This window comes from Ideonella sp., from assembly GCF_041287625.1.
Classification (GTDB): Bacteria; Pseudomonadota; Gammaproteobacteria; order Burkholderiales; family Burkholderiaceae_C; genus Ideonella.
This window is the reverse complement of sequence record NZ_JBGGNH010000068.1, coordinates 78,130-93,598: the sequence shown is the minus strand read 5'-3', so window position 1 is coordinate 93,598 and position 15,469 is coordinate 78,130. Positions and strand designations below refer to the sequence as shown.

Below are 15,469 nucleotides of genomic sequence, written 5' to 3'. Positions count from 1 at the left end.
AGCACCTTGCGGGCGAAGGCTGATGCAAGGCAACGGGGAGGCAGACAGAGGCGGGCATGCGGCGCAGGAAAGACGCCGCGGGCGCGGCAGGCGCCTATTCTCGTGGAACCGGACCCGGGCTCATCCGCCGGGCGCCCAGGTTTTCAACAGCCACAGCCAGCCGCTGGCGGTGATGAAGCTGGCCAGCGTGGTGATGAGCAGCACCGCGGCGCAGAAGCCTTCCCAGTGGTAGCGCAGCGCCATCATCGGGTAGATGCTGAGCATGGGCGCGGCGGCCAGCATCAGGCCGGCGTTGCGCAGCTCGGGCGACACGGCGGGCAACAGCCAGAAGGCCAGCGCCACGGCGAGCGGGTGCATCACCAGCTTGCCCAGCATGACCGCAGCCATCGTGCTGCGCTGGCCTTCCAGCTTCGCGCCGTGCAGCGAGCCGCCGATCACGAACAGCGAGACCGGTGACGCGACCACGGCCATCATCTGCAGCGGGCGCATCAGCAGGTCCGGCAGCGTGAGGCCGGTCAGCGAGAACAGCACGCCCAGCGCCATCGCAACGATCAGCGGCGTGCGCACCAGCTGACCGAAGACACGCCGCAAGGTGGCGCGCCAGGGCACTTCGGCGTCGCCCTGCGCGGCCAACACCAGGGCCAGCGGGATGATGATGAGGTTCTCGACCAGCATGCTCAGCGCCAGCGCCACGCCGGCCACCGGGCCCAGCCACTGCACCGCGATCGGGTAGCCCACGTAGGCGCTGTTGGAGGACGACACGCCCATGGCCAGCAGCGCTGAATGGGGCATGGTGCGGCCCTGGCGCAGCCGGGCCCACGCGGTGGTGCCCAGCAGCATCAGCAGCGAACCGGCGGCATAGGCGCCGAGGTAGTGCACGTCGAAGATCTGCGCGATGGGCTGGCGCGCCAGCGCGTGGAACAGCATGCAGGGCAGCGCCACGTTGACGACGAAGCGGCCGATGGTACGGAAGTCCGGTGCGTCGAACAGGCCGCCGCGGGCAATGGCATAGCCGAGCGCCATCAGCAGGTAGATCGGGGCGGTCAGCAGCAGGATGTTCAGCATCGGCGCGAGCAGGCAGGAAAAGGAAAGCCCCGCGAGCGGGGCTTGATGGACGAGGGCGATTGTCTATCGCAAGGCCTTCAGCTGCATGCTGCCCGGCAAGGGCACCGAGCGCCTGAGCACGCCTTCGGTCAGCCAGTCCGCCGAGCGCCGCGCACGCGCGGCCACGGTGGGCAGCGGCATTTGCTGGTAGTCGTCGTTGAAGACCTCGAAACTGTAGTCGCCACGATAGCCCATCCGGCTGAGCCGGGTGACCAGGTCGGCCAGCGCTTCGTTGTGCACGCCTTCGCCGGGGAAGACGCGGAAGTGGCGGGCGGTGCTGATGCGCTCTTCCACCGAGCGGATCTCCTGCCACATGAAGTCGGCCAGTTGCACCAGGAAGATCTTGTCGGGGTCGACCAGGTCCAGTGCTTCCAGCGGGGTCTTCATCGCCAGCAGGTGGAAGGCGTCCAGCCCCAGGCCGAGGTTGGGTGCATCGGCCCGCTCGACGATCTCCCAGGCCTGCGTGAACTCATTGACGCTGCGGCCCCAGGACAGCGCCTCGAACGCCACGCGGATGCCCATGGGCACCGCCAGCATCGCCAGCTTGCGCAGGTCGCGCGCCATGTCGGCCACGCTGTCGCTGGCATGGCTGGAGGTGGACGAACACGCCAGCAGCACCTTGGCGCCCACTGCGTGGCACATCTCCAGCATGGATTTGGCAACGTCCACCTTGTAGGCGTGCAGGTGGCCGGACAGGCCCTCGAAGTCGCGCAGCACCTGGAAGCCGGTGACCCGCAGGCCGCTGTCGCGCACCGCCTGCACCGCGGCGTCCACGCCTTGCGGGTGGCCGACCAGGTCGCGTGCCGAGAGCATCACCTGCTCGAAACCTGCCGCATGCATGGCCGCCAGGCGCGCTTCCAGCGGGCCGGCCAGCGTGATGGTGTCCATGCCGAAGTCGCGGAAGTTGCCTGCGGCGTGCGCGCTGGCTGCCGGCTGGCTGCCGGCGTTCATTGGCCCGCCTCGTCATGGACCAGCTCGAAGCTGACGCTGCCCAGCCAGGTGCGGGTCAGCGCACCGCGCTCGGGATGCCGGGCGGGTGCCTCGCCTTGCAGATCGGTCTGGAAGGCCACGCCGCGGGCCGCCAGGGCCTGCACGGCAGCCGGCACATCGGGGGTGCCCAGGCCCAGCCGCGCGAAGCGCTCGCTGGACTCGATGACAAACAGCTCGGGCTCGATCAGCTGCAGGTAGAACGAGCGGCAAGGGCTTTGCAGGATGTGGCCCTTGGGCAGGATGCCGAAGCGCTGCTCGTCGGGCAGTTCGGTGAAGCTGAACAGCTCGCGGTAGAACTCGACCCAGTCGTTCATGCGGTCGTTGCCGATGTACTGCACCAGGCCGAACCAGTGCAGTCCCTGCAGCGCCGGTGGCTGCTGGTTGACGCCGGGAATCGGCACGAAGTCCACGTCGTAGATCGAGAACTCGCGGTAGCGGTCGACGAAGTAGATGCGGCTGCTGCCCACGCCGTGGATGGCCGGAATGTTCAACTCCATCACCTCGACCTGCGCCGGCACGCCCCAGGCGCCACGTGCCAGCACCTGGCGGTAGGCCTCGGAGGCATCGCGCACGCGCAGCGCAATGGCGGCGATCTCGGGCTGCTCGCCCAGGTGCGGGCCGCCGGCCACCGTGCCGGTGTGGGCGTTGATCACCACGTTCATGCCGCCCTGGCGGTAGAGCAGAACTTCGCGCGAGCGGTGGCGGGCCACCGGCTGGAAGCCCATGTCCTCCAGCACCTGGCCCAGGGCCTGCGGCCGCCGGGTGGTGTATTCGATGAACTCGATGCCGTCCAGCCCCAGCGGGTTGGCGTCGATCACCGGTTCGCGCTGGAGCGTGGCGGGCAGGGTCTGGGCAAGCGTCATGGCAGCAGTGGGTGAGGTGTCAAGAGGCCAGGGTGTGCGACTTGTGCGGCGCGTGCAGCCCGTCGCCGGCAGCAGGCGTGGCGCCAGGGCGACCCAGGTCGTGCATCTGGACGCGGTAGGTTTCGCGAGCCGACCAGCAGGCGGTTGCGGCAATCGCGCAGATGCCCAGCGTCAGCGAGCCGACGATCAGCGGGATGTTCTGCGTGCCGGGAGGCGCCACGGTGGCGAACAGCGCCGGCAGCATCGCGGTGATGGCGGTGCCCACGTTCTGCGACAGCGCCATCGCGGTGACACGCGTGCGGGTGGGGAACAGCTCGGGGAAGAAGCTGGGGAATACCGCGTTGTAGCCCTGGTAGACCACGCCCCACATCAGCAGCGACATCAGCACCGCCAGCGGCACGTTGGCAATGCTGATCGCGTAAAGGTAGGCGAAGGACAGCAGGCCGGCGGCGAGCGCGCCGACGATCATTGGCGGGCGCCGGCCAATGCGATCGGAGAGCTTGCCGACGAACGGAATCACGATCACGGCCAGGATGTTGCCGGCCACCGGGATCCACAGGTAGACCTCCTTGTCGAAGCCGATGCCGTAGGCCTTCTGCACCGCGTAGGCGCCGCCGAAGATCGTCGCCACGACCGGGATCACGTTCATCAGCGCCATGCAGACGACGCGGAACATGTCGGCCTTGTTGCTGGCAAAGGACTGGGTGATGGGCGCGCGCAGCTTCTCGCCCTTCTTCGCCACCTCGGCAAACGCGGGCGTCTCGTCGACCTCCTTGCGGATGAAGTAGCCCGCGACGATGACGACGAAGCTGAGCAGAAACGGAATGCGCCAGCCCCAGGTGTTGAAGTCCTCGCTGGGCAGGAAGTGCGCCAGCGGCAGGAAGACGGCTGCTGCCAGGATCTGGCCGGCCTGCACGCCTTGCAGCGTGAAGCTGGCGTAGTAGCCGCGCTGGCCGTAAGGCGCGTGCTCCAGGATCATCGAGCTGGAGCCGGAGATTTCACCCGCCACCGCGAAGCCCTGGATCAGCCGCATCACCACCAGCAGCACCGGTGCCCACAGGCCCGCCTGCGCGTAGGTCGGCAGCAGGCCCACGGCCATGGTCGAGAAGCCCATCAGGAACATGCACAGCACCAGCACGTTCTTGCGGCCGTGCGTGTCGCCGTAGTGGCCCAGCACCATCGCACCGATCGGGCGGGCCACGTAGCCCACGCCGTAGGTGGCCAGCGAGGTGACGATGGCAATCGTCGGGTTGCCGGCGGGGAAGAAGATCTGCGGAAAGATCAGCGCCGCGGCCGTCGCATAGATGAAGAAGTCGTAGTACTCCAGCACCGAGCCGATCCAGCCGCTGGCCGTGGCTTTGCGGGTCTGGCTGGCGGCGTGGGCGTCGGGAAAAGACTTCGCGGGGGACGGGCTCATCGGTGTCTCCTGTTATGGGGCGGAGACAAGGGGCCTGAAGTCGCGGCCCCGCACGGCTGTCGCCCGCCAAGAGACTCGATTCCAGCACCGGTGCCGGGAAGACACCAGCGCACTGCGCGATGATCGCGCAGCCTGCGCGCTCTGCGAACCAAAAAGGGGTTTTCACTGAGCGCCGAGCGCGCCCGGTCTCGCTTCAGATCAGGGGCGCCAGCCCCAGCGCAGCCTCCCGCAGCAAGGGCAGCAACCGCACGGCCAGGTCCTCGGTGGTGTGGGTGACCGCCTGCACGGTGCAGCTCATGGCCGCCTTGCATTCGCCCTTGCGGTTGAGCAGCGGCACCGCAATGCCCACCAGGTTCATGTCCAGCTGGCGCTCGGTGATCCAGTAGCCCAGCGCGCGTGCGGTGCGGCAGTTGTCCAGGAAGCGCTGCGGGTCGGTCACCGTCTGGCCGGTGTAGCTGCTGAACTCGTGCACTGCCGCCCAGGCCTTCAGCGCCTCGTCGCTCCAGGTCGACAGCATGGCGGTGCCCGGCGTCACCACATGCGCCGGGGCCCGCGCGCCTACATGGTGGCCGATGGACACCAGCCGCGGCGAATTGCTGCGCGCCACGTAGATCACCTCGTGCCCGTCCAGCACGCTGACATTGACCGTCTCGCCGCACTGCATGGACACGCGCTGGATGAAAGGCTGCACCAGGCGCGGCAGGCGCGAGGCATTGAGGTAACTCTGTCCCAGCCGCAGCACACGCGGCGTGAGCCAGAAAAACTTGCCGTCGGTCGCCATGAAGCCGAAGTGCACCAGCGACAGCAGGTAGCGCCGCGCGGCCGTGCGGGTGATGCCGGCGCGCACGCCCATTTCGCTGGCGGTCATGCGCACGTGGTCGTCATCGAAGGCCTCGATGACGCGCAGGCCTTTGCCCAGGCCGTCGATCACGTCCTTGCGATCGATCTCGAACGGCGGTGTGTCATCCATGGCGGCGAAGAAAAAAGATACGGGGAAACCCGCGTTGGGCACGATCAGCGCCCGGATCGCGCGATTATCGCGCGATTCGCTTGTCGCCCGTGCCGCGCCTGCCTATCGTGATGCCCATTCAGAGCCCGCCGCCCGGCGCGCGCCTGCCCCCCCCACATGGCCGCTGCAATGATCACTGGCAAGACCACCCTGATCGCCCACCTGGGCTACCCGACCGCGGGCTTCAAGGCCCCGATGATCTACAACCCCTGGTTCGAGCGCCGCGGCATTGACGCGGTCGTCGTGCCCATGGGCTTCAAGCCCGAGGACTATGCCGCCGGCCTCAACGGCCTGCGGCGCCTGACCAACCTGCGCGGCGCGTTGGTCACCATGCCGCACAAGGTCGCCACGCTGGCGCTGATGGACGAGGTCACGCCCACCGCCGCGGTGGCCGGCGCCTGCAACGCCATCCTGATGCGGCCAGACGGCAGCCTGCTCGGCGACCAATTCGACGGGGCCGGCTTCGTGCGCGGCCTGCAGCGCAAAGGCTTTGCGCTGGCCGGCAAGCGCGTGCTGGTCTCCGGCAGCGGCGGCGTAGGCTGCGCCATTGCTGCATCGCTCGTCGCCGCCGGCGTGGCCGAGATGCACCTCTTCGACTCAAACGCAGCCGCCTCCGAGGCGCTGGCGGGCCGCCTCGCCCAGCACTACCCGCAGCTCAAAGTCGGCCTCGGCCGCAACGACCCCGCCGGCATGGACCTGATCGTCAACGCCACGCCGCTGGGCTCGCGCGAAGGCGACCCCCTGCCCTTCGACGTGGACCGCATTGCCCCCACCACCTTCGTCGGCGAGGTGGTGATGCGCCAACGCATCACCCCGCTGCTGGCCGCCGCCCAAGCCCGCGGCTGCCCCATCCAGGTCGGCACCGACATGCTCTTCGAAATGATCCCCGCCTACCTGGAGTTCTTCGGCTTCGGCACCGCCACGCCGGAAGAGCTGCGCGAGAGCGCGGAGTTGCCAGACGGGGCGTGAGCGGGTGAGGAGCGACGCAGAAGGACGTCAGCGCGGAATGCGAGACGGGATCTGGGAAAGACGGCGGGCTGTAACGCCGCCGTTAACAGGGGACTTCATTGGGCGCCTTACGACCCGTTGCGGAAGCTGGTGCGACTAAATAGAGGCACCTGAAACCTTTCACGCGGTGTGTGTGAGCGACAAACCGCCCTTGCCATCAGGTAGCCAGACTTCGGCGTTCTCCGAACTCGCGTTGAAGAACCCGACGCCATGCTTGGCGGCGAGGCTAAACATCGCTTCATACGCCTGCTCGGCCTTAGACCAAGCAAATGCGGCGTAAATGACAGACTGTCCAACGCTGTAGTCGGTGACAGACGCTTCATCTTCCGGAAGATCATCCGAGGAAAATGGTCCGTTCATGGCAGGAAATGATTGGATCATTTCAAGGAACCAAGCTCGAAGCCCCGGCGCAGAAACCTCGGGGTTGTCGTACGAATGCTCTTCCTCCCACTCGGACTGGCTGTCGTACCACTCCATGAAGGCTTCTCGATCTTTCGGAGCTGCTTCGGGGGCAAAAACCATCAAGTCGTAACTCATAACGCTGATTCCAAGGTTTGCACGCGTTGTAGGTGGATCTTCAACGATTCTTACCGAACTCTTGAGCACGTGAATCGTGCAGGAAACAGGCTGTCGAACATCACTTGGTGAAGGACCGCTCCTGGCCGGATCCTGTCACCACAAGTCCCGAGCCCAACAACACACACCTCACGGCACCGCGTAGTCCACCACCAGCACATCGGCCAACCATGGCTTCAACTCGTCCACAAAGGCCAGGTGCGCCGGATGCGGCAGGTAGGCGTCGCGACCTGCTTCATCCTGGAAGGTGACCAGGAAGCAGTGGGTGAAGCCCTTGTCCAGGCCTTCGGGGCTGGCGTTGGGGCCCCACTCCATCGAATGCACTTCGGGGATCTGGGCGGCCAGGCCGGCGAAGGCGGCGGACAGGCTGTCGCGGCGCTCGGCCGTGGCTTCGTCAGTGAACTTCAGCAACACGAGGTGGCGGATCATGGTGGTGGCGTCAAAGCTTCTCAGTGGTAGTCCTGCTCAAGCTGGTGCCGAATGGCGCCGATCCAGACCGCGTCGCCACGCACTTCAAAAGCGGCAATCAGCCCGGCGTTTCCGAATGGCACGATGAGTTCACGCTGCTTGTCGTTAAGGGCGCGAGCGGCCCTGCGGCAGGCATACGGTGAGAACGCCAGCAGTCGAAGTGCGTGGTCAACGGCGTCTCTGAGGCGCTGAACAACGTCCAGATCAGGCGTCTCGCTGGCGAGTTCGCGATCGATGGTGAACGCCTCGATCCGCAGCAAGTCGTCGGCAGCCTCTTCCGTCAGGAGGACGCGGTAGCTGATCACTTCCCCGCGCTTGGCTTGCCTGCCGCCAGTTGCTTGCGCGCCGCCTCCAGCCGGTCGTCCATCCGACGCAGCACCTCCTGGGGCGGAATCCCGGTGCCTTCACGCTCGGATCGCTCGACCGCGTCCCGGGCGCGCGTGAGAAATGCGTCTTGCGTACGCCGCCAGGCGACGCCGTCGCGAACACACGAGGCCACGAAATCGGAGAGGGATTCGCCCTCGTCGAGAACAGCCTCGGCATCGCTGCGAAGCGCAGGTTCGACACGCACGGCAGGCAAGGTAGCGGTCTTCATGCCCACAATGTAATGCAAACGTGATGCAGCAGCCAAACAAACCGGCCGCGCCCTAAGCCCTCAGCCGCTCGCAGCCCTCCGCCCGAAACGCCGCCAGCCGCTCCGCATACGGGTCCAGTGCGTCCTCCGGCCTGCCCAGCGGCAGCCCCACCACCACGGCAAAGCGCGCGGGCGTGACTTGGCCTTGGGCCATCAGTTCGTCCACCAGCGACAGCAGCGCGCCGCGGTGGATTTCAAGCAGACCAGTGGCGCGGGCGTGCTCGGACTGCAGCAACGCTTCGATCGGCGCGTTGCTGGCTTCGACGTCGGTGCAGAGGTTGTCTTCGCTGTTGGCGGATACGTCGCTGCGGCCAATGCGCTCGCCCTGCCCCAGGTGACGCTGCATGCGGGCCGCCGTTTCGGTGGCCTTGCGCAGGTCGCTCTCGGCGCCGCTGGAGCTCATGTCCCGCCCAAAGACCAGCAGCTCGGCAGCGCGGCCGGCCAGGCTGGTGCAGATCGAATCCAGCAGGTTGCGGCGCGACCAGACCTTGCGCGAGGTGTAGGCGTTGTAGCCGCCCTCGAAGCTGGCGACGTGGATTTTGATCTCCTGCGGCGCACGGCCGAACAGCAGCGCATGCACCAGGCCGTGGCCGGCCTCGTGCACGGCCAGCAGCGCGCGGAAGTCGGCGTTGTTGCGCTGGCGCAGGCGCGTGATCTCGAAGGGTGCGGCGATGGCGTGCGACTGGCCGCGCCAGTGCGCGATCAGGCTGCGGCCATCGGCCGTGAGGCCCACGCTGTCGCCGGCCTCGGCGCCGCCCTCCAGCGCCCACAGCGCGGCCTTGGCCAGGCCAGCGCCGAGGATGGCGTGCAGCGATGAGAACAGCGGCCGGGTGCCCTGCGCCGGGAAGACGGCGTTGGCGTAGATCTGCTCGCGCACGCTGGCGGCCAGCTCGAAATGCAGGCCGCAGCGGCCCGCCGTCTCGCTTGCATAGCGGGCGCAGTTCTGCTCGATCAATTGCTCGTAGGCGCGGCGCGAGAGCGAGGGGTAGATCACATGCTCGTTGCCCAGCCGTGCCACCTGTTCGGGCTTGAAGCGCTTGTTGAGCGCCTGCTTCACGTCGATGACGCTCAGCTTGCCGGTGATGGCGTGGAAGGTGTCGGCGTCGCTGTCGCAATCGTCCACGCTGGTGGCCAGGTCCTCGTACATTTCGTCGAGGTTGCCGCAGACGAAGACCAGCAGCCGGCTGTAGTCGGTCTCCCATTGCTGCTGGCCGCTGTCACGAAATTCGCGCAGGCGCTGCTGCACCTGCTCGGGGGTCCAGGCCATGATCTGCAGCAAAGGCTCGTCGAGCTTCATGTTGCGCTTGAGTTCCTTGGCCTCCCAGCTGCGCAGCTTGAAGCGCCGCTGGGTTTCGCTGGCCTCCGCGCGTTCGGCATCGAAGGCTGCCTCGGCGAGGGACGATTCGATGTCGCCCAGCAGCGAGAGCGACGGCGGCAGCCGGCCGTCTGACAGCAGCGCCCAGACGTCCTGGTAGCGCTCGACGCGCACTTCGGCGCGCTTGTTGTCGATGGTGCGAAAGCGCTGGAACTCGTCCAGCGCGAGGATGCCCGGCTCGCCCTCGCGCACGCCGGACTGCCCCAGCATGCCCGAGATGCTCTGCGCGCCGCGCCAGCCCGCACCGTTGGAGAAGCCGTCCATCTGCACCTCGACAAAGCGGTCGTAGAAGCCCAGCAGCTGCGCCAGGCGGCGCACCAGTTGCGTCTTGCCGGTGCCCGTCAGGCCCCAGAGGCAGACGATGACGGGCCGCGAGACGAGCTCGGGCATCAGTACCCAAGCGCGCACCGAATCGATGACGCGGTCGATGATGGCGTCGATGCCGAACAGCTCGGTCTTGAGCTGGGCAGCGACGTTCTGCAGCTGTTGGTTTTTTTGCGCCAGCTGGTCGCGCAGTTGCTGGGGATCATTCATCCCAATCCTCTCTTCGCAGCAGCGCTTGCAGCGCCACGCGGTCTGCACGGCGCTGGGCGCCGCGGCTTTGGATGTGTTGGCCTGCGCCACGCAAGCCGCGCTGGGCCAACGCACGCGCCACGGGGTCGCGCGCGCCGGGGCTCGTTTCGAGCACCAGCGTCATCGGCTGTTTCATGCGGCGCAGGGCCTTGACCCGCCCCTCCTCGAGGGCGCGGGAACGGAGTTGTGCACTCATTCGGTTTCCGAAAAGCAAAAGCCCCGGCCGTCAGGCTGCGGGGCTTTGCTTGCCGCGCGGTCTGAGCCGTATCTGTGAATGAACAGACACGGTTCGGCCGGGGCGCGGGAACCGTGTTCAGTCGATGGTGGAGATGAACAACGAGGACATAGGGGGATCTCCGTGATGCGGGCGCTGTCGTGGGCGCCTCCAGCAATGGGGTGCGAATGATGAAGGCACTCGCCGGGAGTGCGCAAGCGGGAGAGGCCTGCTGCGTTGTGGCGCGCCAACGAACAGCAATGGCTATGCTGACAGGCATGCGCCTGCCTTCCATCTCGCCGCTGCCCGCCGGGCTGACGCTGCGGCCCGCCACGCAAACCGACCTGCCCTTCCTGCTGGCCCTGCGAGAGCAGACGATGACGGAACGGCTGCGCGACGCCGGCTACCAGCCCACCGCCGAAGACGCGCTGGCGCGGGTCATGCTGTTCTTCGAGGACATCCAGCTGCTGCTGTGGCAGGGCGAGCCGGCCGGCATGTTGAAGTGGCGCGACGAGCCCGAGGCCTGGCACATCGTGCAAGTCCAGCTGCTGCCCGCCCACCAGGGCCGTGGCCTGGCCAGTGCACTGTTGGGCGCCTTGTGTGCGCAAGCCTCGGACCAGGGCCGGCCCATGCTGCTTTCGGTGCTGGTCAACAACCCGGCGCGCCGCCTGTACGAGCGCCTGGGCTTTCATGTGACCGGCGAGGAAGACGATGGGCGCAGCCTGCGCATGTGGCGGGACGCCTGAAGCGCGTTTTGTGTGCGAACGGTTCGGCGATTTGGCCTATAAACCGGTCGGTGCGAAATTCCTCGCACCCACCTGCGCATGGAGCCGTTCTTGAGCCGCGTCATCGACTATCACCTCGCCCCGCACAGCCCCTGGACCTGCCTCGGGCATGACCGCTTCGTGGCGCTGGCACGCGCCCATGGGGCCAGCATCCGCGTGCGGCCCATCGACCTGGGCAAGGTCTTCCCGGTCTCGGGCGGCCTGCCGCTCGCGCAGCGTGCGCCGCAGCGCCAGGCCTACCGGCTGGTCGAGCTGCGCCGCATCTCGAAGAGCCTGGGTCTGCCGATGGTCATCGAGCCGAAGTTCTTTCCGGTGGCCACCGGACCGGCTTCGCTGCTGATCATCGCGGTGGACCTGAAGGACGGCACCGAGGCCGCGCTGCGACTCAGTGGCGCGCTGCTGAACGCCGTGTGGGTGCAGGAGCGCAACATCGCCGACACGGCCACGCTGGCCGCGCTGCTGGCCGAGTGCAGGCTGCCCGCCGAACGCCTGGCCGAATCGACCATGTCGGAAGTGGCCGAGGTCTACGAGCGCTACAGCCGCGAAGCGATCGACGCCCAGGTCTTCGGCGCGCCCAGCTACGTGCTGGATGGCGAGATCTTCTGGGGCCAGGACCGGCTGGACCTGTTGGCCGAAGCGCTGGCGGACACCACCCGCGGCGCCTGAGCAATTCAGTCGCCCACTGCCTGCTTCAGGGCCACGGCGCCCAGCCACGGGCAGGCGATGCAGGCCAGCGCAAGCAAGGCGGCAAGCAACTGAAGCGCCGGGCCGGCCGGCAGGCCTTGCTGCGCCGCATGCACGGCCAGCGTGCCCAGCACCAGCGCTGGCGTGGCCAGCGGCAAGACCATCATCAGCGTGAGCAGGCTGGCGCCGCGCAGCCCGGCGGCCAGCGCCGCAGCCACGCCGGCCAGTTGCACCAGCACCGCACTGCCCAGCAGCAGCGAGGCCATCAGTGCCACCAGCGCGGGGCCTTGAAGGTCGAACTGCAAGGCCACCAGCGGCGCGGCCAGCAGCACCGGCACGGCCACCAGCAGCCATTGCGCGACAAAGCGCGCCGCCAGCGGCAAGGCCAGCGGCAGTTCGGCCGACTGCGCAGCGAGCTGGCACTGGTCCAGCCAGCCATTCCGCAGGTCTTCATCGAACCAGCGGCCGCAGGCCAGCAGCACCGCGAGCAAGGCCGCGGCCCACAACACGCCTGGGCCCAGCAGCGCCAGCGTCGCCGGGTCCGGCCGCAGCGACAGCGGGAACAGCGCGGCGACCATCACGAAAAACAGCGCATGCCGCGCCAGCTCGGCCGGCCGCTGCCAGGCCAGCGCCAGCTCGCGCCGCAGGATGGCCAGGCAGAGGTTCATGGGACGACTGTACCGACCCAGTCGGCCGGCCCCAGCCGCAGCGCCTCGCAGGCAGGAAAGCCCGCGGGCAGGCCCTGGTGCGCGCTGAGCACCAGTGCGCCGCCACTGGCCAGGTGCGACTGCGCCAGCGCGCACAGCGCCGATTGGCCGGCGGCGTCCAGCGCGTCGAACGGTTCGTCCAGCAGCCACAGCGGCCGCGGCTGCAGTGCCAGCGGTGCCAGCGCAAGCCGGCGGCGCTGACCCGCCGAGAGCTGCCGCAGCGGGCGCTGGCGAGGGACCTGCATCTGGTCCAGCCAGGCCTGCAGCACGGCATCGTCAACCCGCGCTGAAAGCCCCAGCCAGCCGCGCAGGTTGGCCAGCGCGTCCAGCTCGTCTGCCAGCGGCAGGGCATGGCCGATGAACCAGGCTTCACCGTCTCGCCCGCAGTGGCCGGCCGCCGGCGCGCGCAACCCGGCCAGGATGCGCAGCAGCGTGGTCTTGCCGCTGCCGTTGGGGCCTTGCAGGTGCAGCGCGCTGCCGGCCTGCAGCATCACGTTCAAAGGCCCCCACAGCCGGCGCCCTTGGCGCACGCCCACCAAGCCACGCAACACGAGCCGCGGCAGTGGCATGTCTGGGCCTGTGTGCGTCATCCCTGCACTTTAGCGGCCGCAACCCTTGCCCCGGGGAGCGAACTGTGCAGCAGCGACAGCCCGGAGCCGCCGCCGACGCCCTTGCCCGAAGGCTTCAAGGACAAGGTGATGCACGCGTCCTTCCACATCGGCGACTCGCTGATCATGGCTTCCGACAACTGCGAGCCGGGCGCCCATTTCGCCGGCTTCTCGCTGTTCTTCAAGGCCAGGACCGAAGACGAGGCCCAGCGCGTGTTCGCTGCGCTGGGCGAAGGCGGCAGCGTGCAGATGCCGCTGGCCAAGACCTTCTGGACGCCCTGCTTCGGCATGCTGACCGACCGCTTCGGCGTGGCCTGGATGATCGGCGTGCCGGGCGAACCAGGCTGATCGACAGCGAAGACTGGCGCCTGGCTTTGCAGGGACCGGGCCTGGCGCTGCCGGGCGAAGCCATCGCCAGGCCGGCCAGGTAGGCGCATTCCTACGCCCGAATGGGCGCTGCACGCGCGACCGTGCCACACCGCTGGCCCCAGGATTCGCTGCAGTAGCAGCTGCAGCGCTGCGTGCCGTCCTTGGCGGCCCGCAGCCCTGCTTGTGCGCCTTGCAGCCCGTGACCTGACTGTTGTTGCCATGCCCTCCAGCCTGACTTCGTCCACGCCGCGTGCTGCCCGCCGGCCGCGCGGCCCTGCCCCCCATGAACCGGCCGACGCCGCACCGGGCCTGTCCACCGAGGCCATGCGTACGCTGCGCGAGGTCTTCGGCCTGCGCCGCTTGCGGCCAGGGCAGGAGGAGGTGATGCAACGCGTGCTGGCCGGCCTGTCGACACTGGCGGTGATGCCGACTGGCGCCGGCAAGTCGCTGTGCTACCAATTGCCCGCCGTGCTGTCAGACAGGATGACGCTGGTCATTTCGCCCTTGATCGCGCTGATGAAGGACCAGTGCGACACGCTGAACGCGCTGGGCGTGCCGGCCGTGCGCCTGCATTCGGGTGTGGACGTGGCGGCGCTGGAAGAGGCCGAGCAGGCGGTGGCCAGCGGCAGCGCCCGCATCGTCTTCACCACGCCGGAGCGGGCTGGCGAGCCCTCGTTTCGCGAGCTGCTGAAGGGCGTGGGGCCGGCGCGCCTGGGGCTGATGGTGGTGGACGAGGCGCATTGCATTGCCCAGTGGGGCCACGACTTCCGGCCGGCCTTCGCCGAGCTGGGCGCACTGCGCCAGGCGCTGGGCGTGCCGGTGCTGGCGCTGACGGCCACTGCCGCTTCGCCGGTGCAGCGCGAGATCTGCCGCGCGCTGCAAATCCCCGCGGCAGGCGTGCTGTGTACCGGCGTCTACCGGGCCAACCTCGACTACCAGGTCGAGCTGGTCGACGAAGAAGCCACCCGGCTGCGCCGCATCCAGGCATTGGTGCACGACAGCGAAGGCGCCGGCATTGTTTACGCCAGCACGGTGCGCAGCGCCAAGCAGCTGCACGCGATGCTGGCCGAGGCCGGTGAAGACGTGGCGCTGTACCACGGCCAGATGGGCGCTGCCGAGCGCACCCGCAGCCAGGACGCCTTCATGCGGGGCCAGGTGCGCGTGATGGTGGCCACGCCGGCCTTCGGCATGGGCATCGACAAGCCCGACATCCGCTTTGTGGTGCATGCCCAGCTGCCGGCCTCGCTGGACGCGTATTACCAGGAGAGCGGCCGTGCCGGACGCGATGGCGAAAAGGCCACCTGCACGCTGATGTTCCTGCGCGCCGACCGTGCGGTGCAACGCTTCTTCCTGGTCGGCCGCTACCCGTCCAAAAACGACGTGCGGGCGCTGTGGCAAACCCTGACCCAGCCTGGCCCGCCGGGCGGCTGGCTGACCAGCGCGCTGCGCGATGCGGTGGACGCCCCACTGGCCAAGACGCGCCAGGTGCTCAATGCGCTGCGCGGCCTGCGCCTGGTGCGCCTGGGCCGCGACGGCAGGGTGACGGTGGACGCCAGCCATTCGGTGGCCGAGGTGGTGGAACAGGTGGCCGAGAGCTACGACCAGCGCAAGGACCAGGACCGCCAGCGGCTGGAAGCGATGATGGACTACGCCCAGTCAGGCGGCTGCCGCTGGCAGATGCTGCTGGCCCACTTCGACCAGCCGCTGCCGGAGTCGGAAAGTGGCCGCTGCGGCCATTGCGACAGCTGCCTGCGGCTGCAGGCCCTGGCCGACATCCAGCCCGAAGCACCGTTGACCTTTCCGACGGAAGCCGCGGTTGAAGCGCCGGCCCCAGCGGAGCGCCAGCCGCTGGCGGTTGGCGACTGGGTCGAGGTCAAGCGCCATGGCAGCGGCGAAGTCATTGCGCTGGCCGGCGAGGTGGTGCGCATCCGCTTCCCGGCCCAGCGCAGGCCGCGCGAATTCCACGCCGACTTCGTGCAACCAGCCGCCGCGCCGCGCGTGGCCGCGTAAGCCTTTGTTGCGCTGCACCCCGCGTCCTACAGGGTTGTCGGCCTGCACCGATTGCCGACATTGCCGCCGAGCCCT

Annotated in this window: 18 protein-coding genes; 5 read left to right on the top strand and 13 right to left on the bottom strand. The window is 68.3% G+C overall.

The window, feature by feature from the left end:
- Nucleotides 1-120: 120 nt before the first annotated feature.
- The 5 genes from ACAH41_RS25335 to ACAH41_RS25315 form a co-directional block, all read right to left on the bottom strand.
- Complete coding sequence (locus ACAH41_RS25335) at nt 121-1,065, bottom strand: AEC family transporter (protein ID WP_325650863.1); 945 nt, start codon at nt 1,063-1,065, stop codon at nt 121-123.
- A gap of 63 nt (nt 1,066-1,128) precedes the next feature.
- Nucleotides 1,129-2,055, bottom strand: a complete 927-nt coding sequence (locus tag ACAH41_RS25330; RefSeq protein WP_325650864.1) for a sugar phosphate isomerase/epimerase family protein — start codon at nt 2,053-2,055, stop codon at nt 1,129-1,131.
- Nucleotides 2,052-2,957 (bottom strand): 4-hydroxyphenylpyruvate dioxygenase, encoded by a 906-nt coding sequence (locus ACAH41_RS25325; RefSeq protein ID WP_325650865.1) that lies wholly within the window; start codon nt 2,955-2,957, stop codon nt 2,052-2,054. The genes ACAH41_RS25330 and ACAH41_RS25325 overlap by 4 nt, the downstream gene beginning before the upstream one ends.
- A gap of 19 nt (nt 2,958-2,976) precedes the next feature.
- A complete protein-coding gene (locus ACAH41_RS25320; RefSeq protein ID WP_325650867.1) occupies nt 2,977-4,374 on the bottom strand; it encodes an MFS transporter in 1,398 nt (465 codons plus the stop codon).
- Between the two features lie 193 nt (nt 4,375-4,567).
- Complete coding sequence (locus tag ACAH41_RS25315) at nt 4,568-5,344, bottom strand: IclR family transcriptional regulator C-terminal domain-containing protein (protein WP_325650868.1); 777 nt, start codon at nt 5,342-5,344, stop codon at nt 4,568-4,570.
- A 168-nt stretch (nt 5,345-5,512) separates the two neighbouring features.
- On the opposite strand from ACAH41_RS25315, the gene ACAH41_RS25310 reads away from it, so the two are divergent.
- Entirely contained in the window at nt 5,513-6,352 is an 840-nt protein-coding gene (locus ACAH41_RS25310; RefSeq protein WP_325651392.1) for a shikimate dehydrogenase, read from the top strand.
- 159 nt (nt 6,353-6,511) lie between these two features.
- On the opposite strand, the gene ACAH41_RS25305 is transcribed toward ACAH41_RS25310, so the two are convergent.
- The 6 genes from ACAH41_RS25305 to ACAH41_RS25280 form a co-directional block, all read right to left on the bottom strand.
- Nucleotides 6,512-6,928, bottom strand: coding sequence for a hypothetical protein (locus ACAH41_RS25305; protein ID WP_325650869.1), 417 nt, complete (start codon nt 6,926-6,928; stop codon nt 6,512-6,514).
- Between the two features lie 168 nt (nt 6,929-7,096).
- Nucleotides 7,097-7,396 carry a Dabb family protein gene (locus tag ACAH41_RS25300; protein WP_325650870.1) on the bottom strand — a complete coding sequence of 100 codons (300 nt, stop codon included), beginning with the start codon at nt 7,394-7,396 and terminating at the stop codon, nt 7,097-7,099.
- 20 nt (nt 7,397-7,416) lie between these two features.
- Nucleotides 7,417-7,740: a type II toxin-antitoxin system RelE/ParE family toxin gene (locus ACAH41_RS25295; protein ID WP_325650871.1), complete on the bottom strand. Its 324-nt coding sequence runs from the start codon at nt 7,738-7,740 to the stop codon at nt 7,417-7,419.
- The gene (locus ACAH41_RS25290; protein ID WP_325650872.1) at nt 7,737-8,030 is read right to left on the bottom strand and encodes a YlcI/YnfO family protein; all 294 of its coding nucleotides are present in this window, start codon (nt 8,028-8,030) and stop codon (nt 7,737-7,739) included. The genes ACAH41_RS25295 and ACAH41_RS25290 overlap by 4 nt, the downstream gene beginning before the upstream one ends.
- A gap of 52 nt (nt 8,031-8,082) precedes the next feature.
- Nucleotides 8,083-9,978: an AAA family ATPase gene (locus tag ACAH41_RS25285; RefSeq protein ID WP_325650873.1), complete on the bottom strand. Its 1,896-nt coding sequence runs from the start codon at nt 9,976-9,978 to the stop codon at nt 8,083-8,085.
- Nucleotides 9,971-10,213 carry a hypothetical protein gene (locus ACAH41_RS25280; protein ID WP_325650874.1) on the bottom strand — a complete coding sequence of 81 codons (243 nt, stop codon included), beginning with the start codon at nt 10,211-10,213 and terminating at the stop codon, nt 9,971-9,973. Before ACAH41_RS25280 ends, ACAH41_RS25285 begins: the two co-directional genes overlap by 8 nt.
- Before the next feature lie 296 nt (nt 10,214-10,509).
- Here ACAH41_RS25280 and ACAH41_RS25275 point away from each other — a divergent pair, with 296 nt between their 5' ends.
- Together ACAH41_RS25275 and ACAH41_RS25270 are read left to right on the top strand one after the other, a co-directional pair.
- Nucleotides 10,510-10,977 (top strand): GNAT family N-acetyltransferase, encoded by a 468-nt coding sequence (locus tag ACAH41_RS25275; RefSeq protein ID WP_325650875.1) that lies wholly within the window; start codon nt 10,510-10,512, stop codon nt 10,975-10,977.
- Between the two features lie 90 nt (nt 10,978-11,067).
- A complete protein-coding gene (locus ACAH41_RS25270; protein WP_325650877.1) occupies nt 11,068-11,682 on the top strand; it encodes a 2-hydroxychromene-2-carboxylate isomerase in 615 nt (204 codons plus the stop codon).
- 5 nt (nt 11,683-11,687) lie between these two features.
- Here ACAH41_RS25270 and ACAH41_RS25265 read toward each other — a convergent pair whose 3' ends face one another.
- Both ACAH41_RS25265 and ccmA read right to left on the bottom strand, forming a co-directional pair.
- Nucleotides 11,688-12,368, bottom strand: coding sequence for a heme exporter protein CcmB (locus tag ACAH41_RS25265; RefSeq protein WP_325650879.1), 681 nt, complete (start codon nt 12,366-12,368; stop codon nt 11,688-11,690).
- Nucleotides 12,365-12,976: a heme ABC exporter ATP-binding protein CcmA gene (gene ccmA / locus ACAH41_RS25260; protein WP_325650883.1), complete on the bottom strand. Its 612-nt coding sequence runs from the start codon at nt 12,974-12,976 to the stop codon at nt 12,365-12,367. The genes ACAH41_RS25265 and ccmA overlap by 4 nt, the downstream gene beginning before the upstream one ends.
- A 102-nt stretch (nt 12,977-13,078) precedes the next feature.
- Here ccmA and ACAH41_RS25255 point away from each other — a divergent pair, with 102 nt between their 5' ends.
- Nucleotides 13,079-13,363: a VOC family protein gene (locus tag ACAH41_RS25255; RefSeq protein WP_325650885.1), complete on the top strand. Its 285-nt coding sequence runs from the start codon at nt 13,079-13,081 to the stop codon at nt 13,361-13,363.
- A gap of 240 nt (nt 13,364-13,603) precedes the next feature.
- Nucleotides 13,604-15,394, top strand: coding sequence for a RecQ family ATP-dependent DNA helicase (locus tag ACAH41_RS25250; protein WP_325650886.1), 1,791 nt, complete (start codon nt 13,604-13,606; stop codon nt 15,392-15,394).
- Nucleotides 15,395-15,469 lie beyond the last annotated feature (75 nt).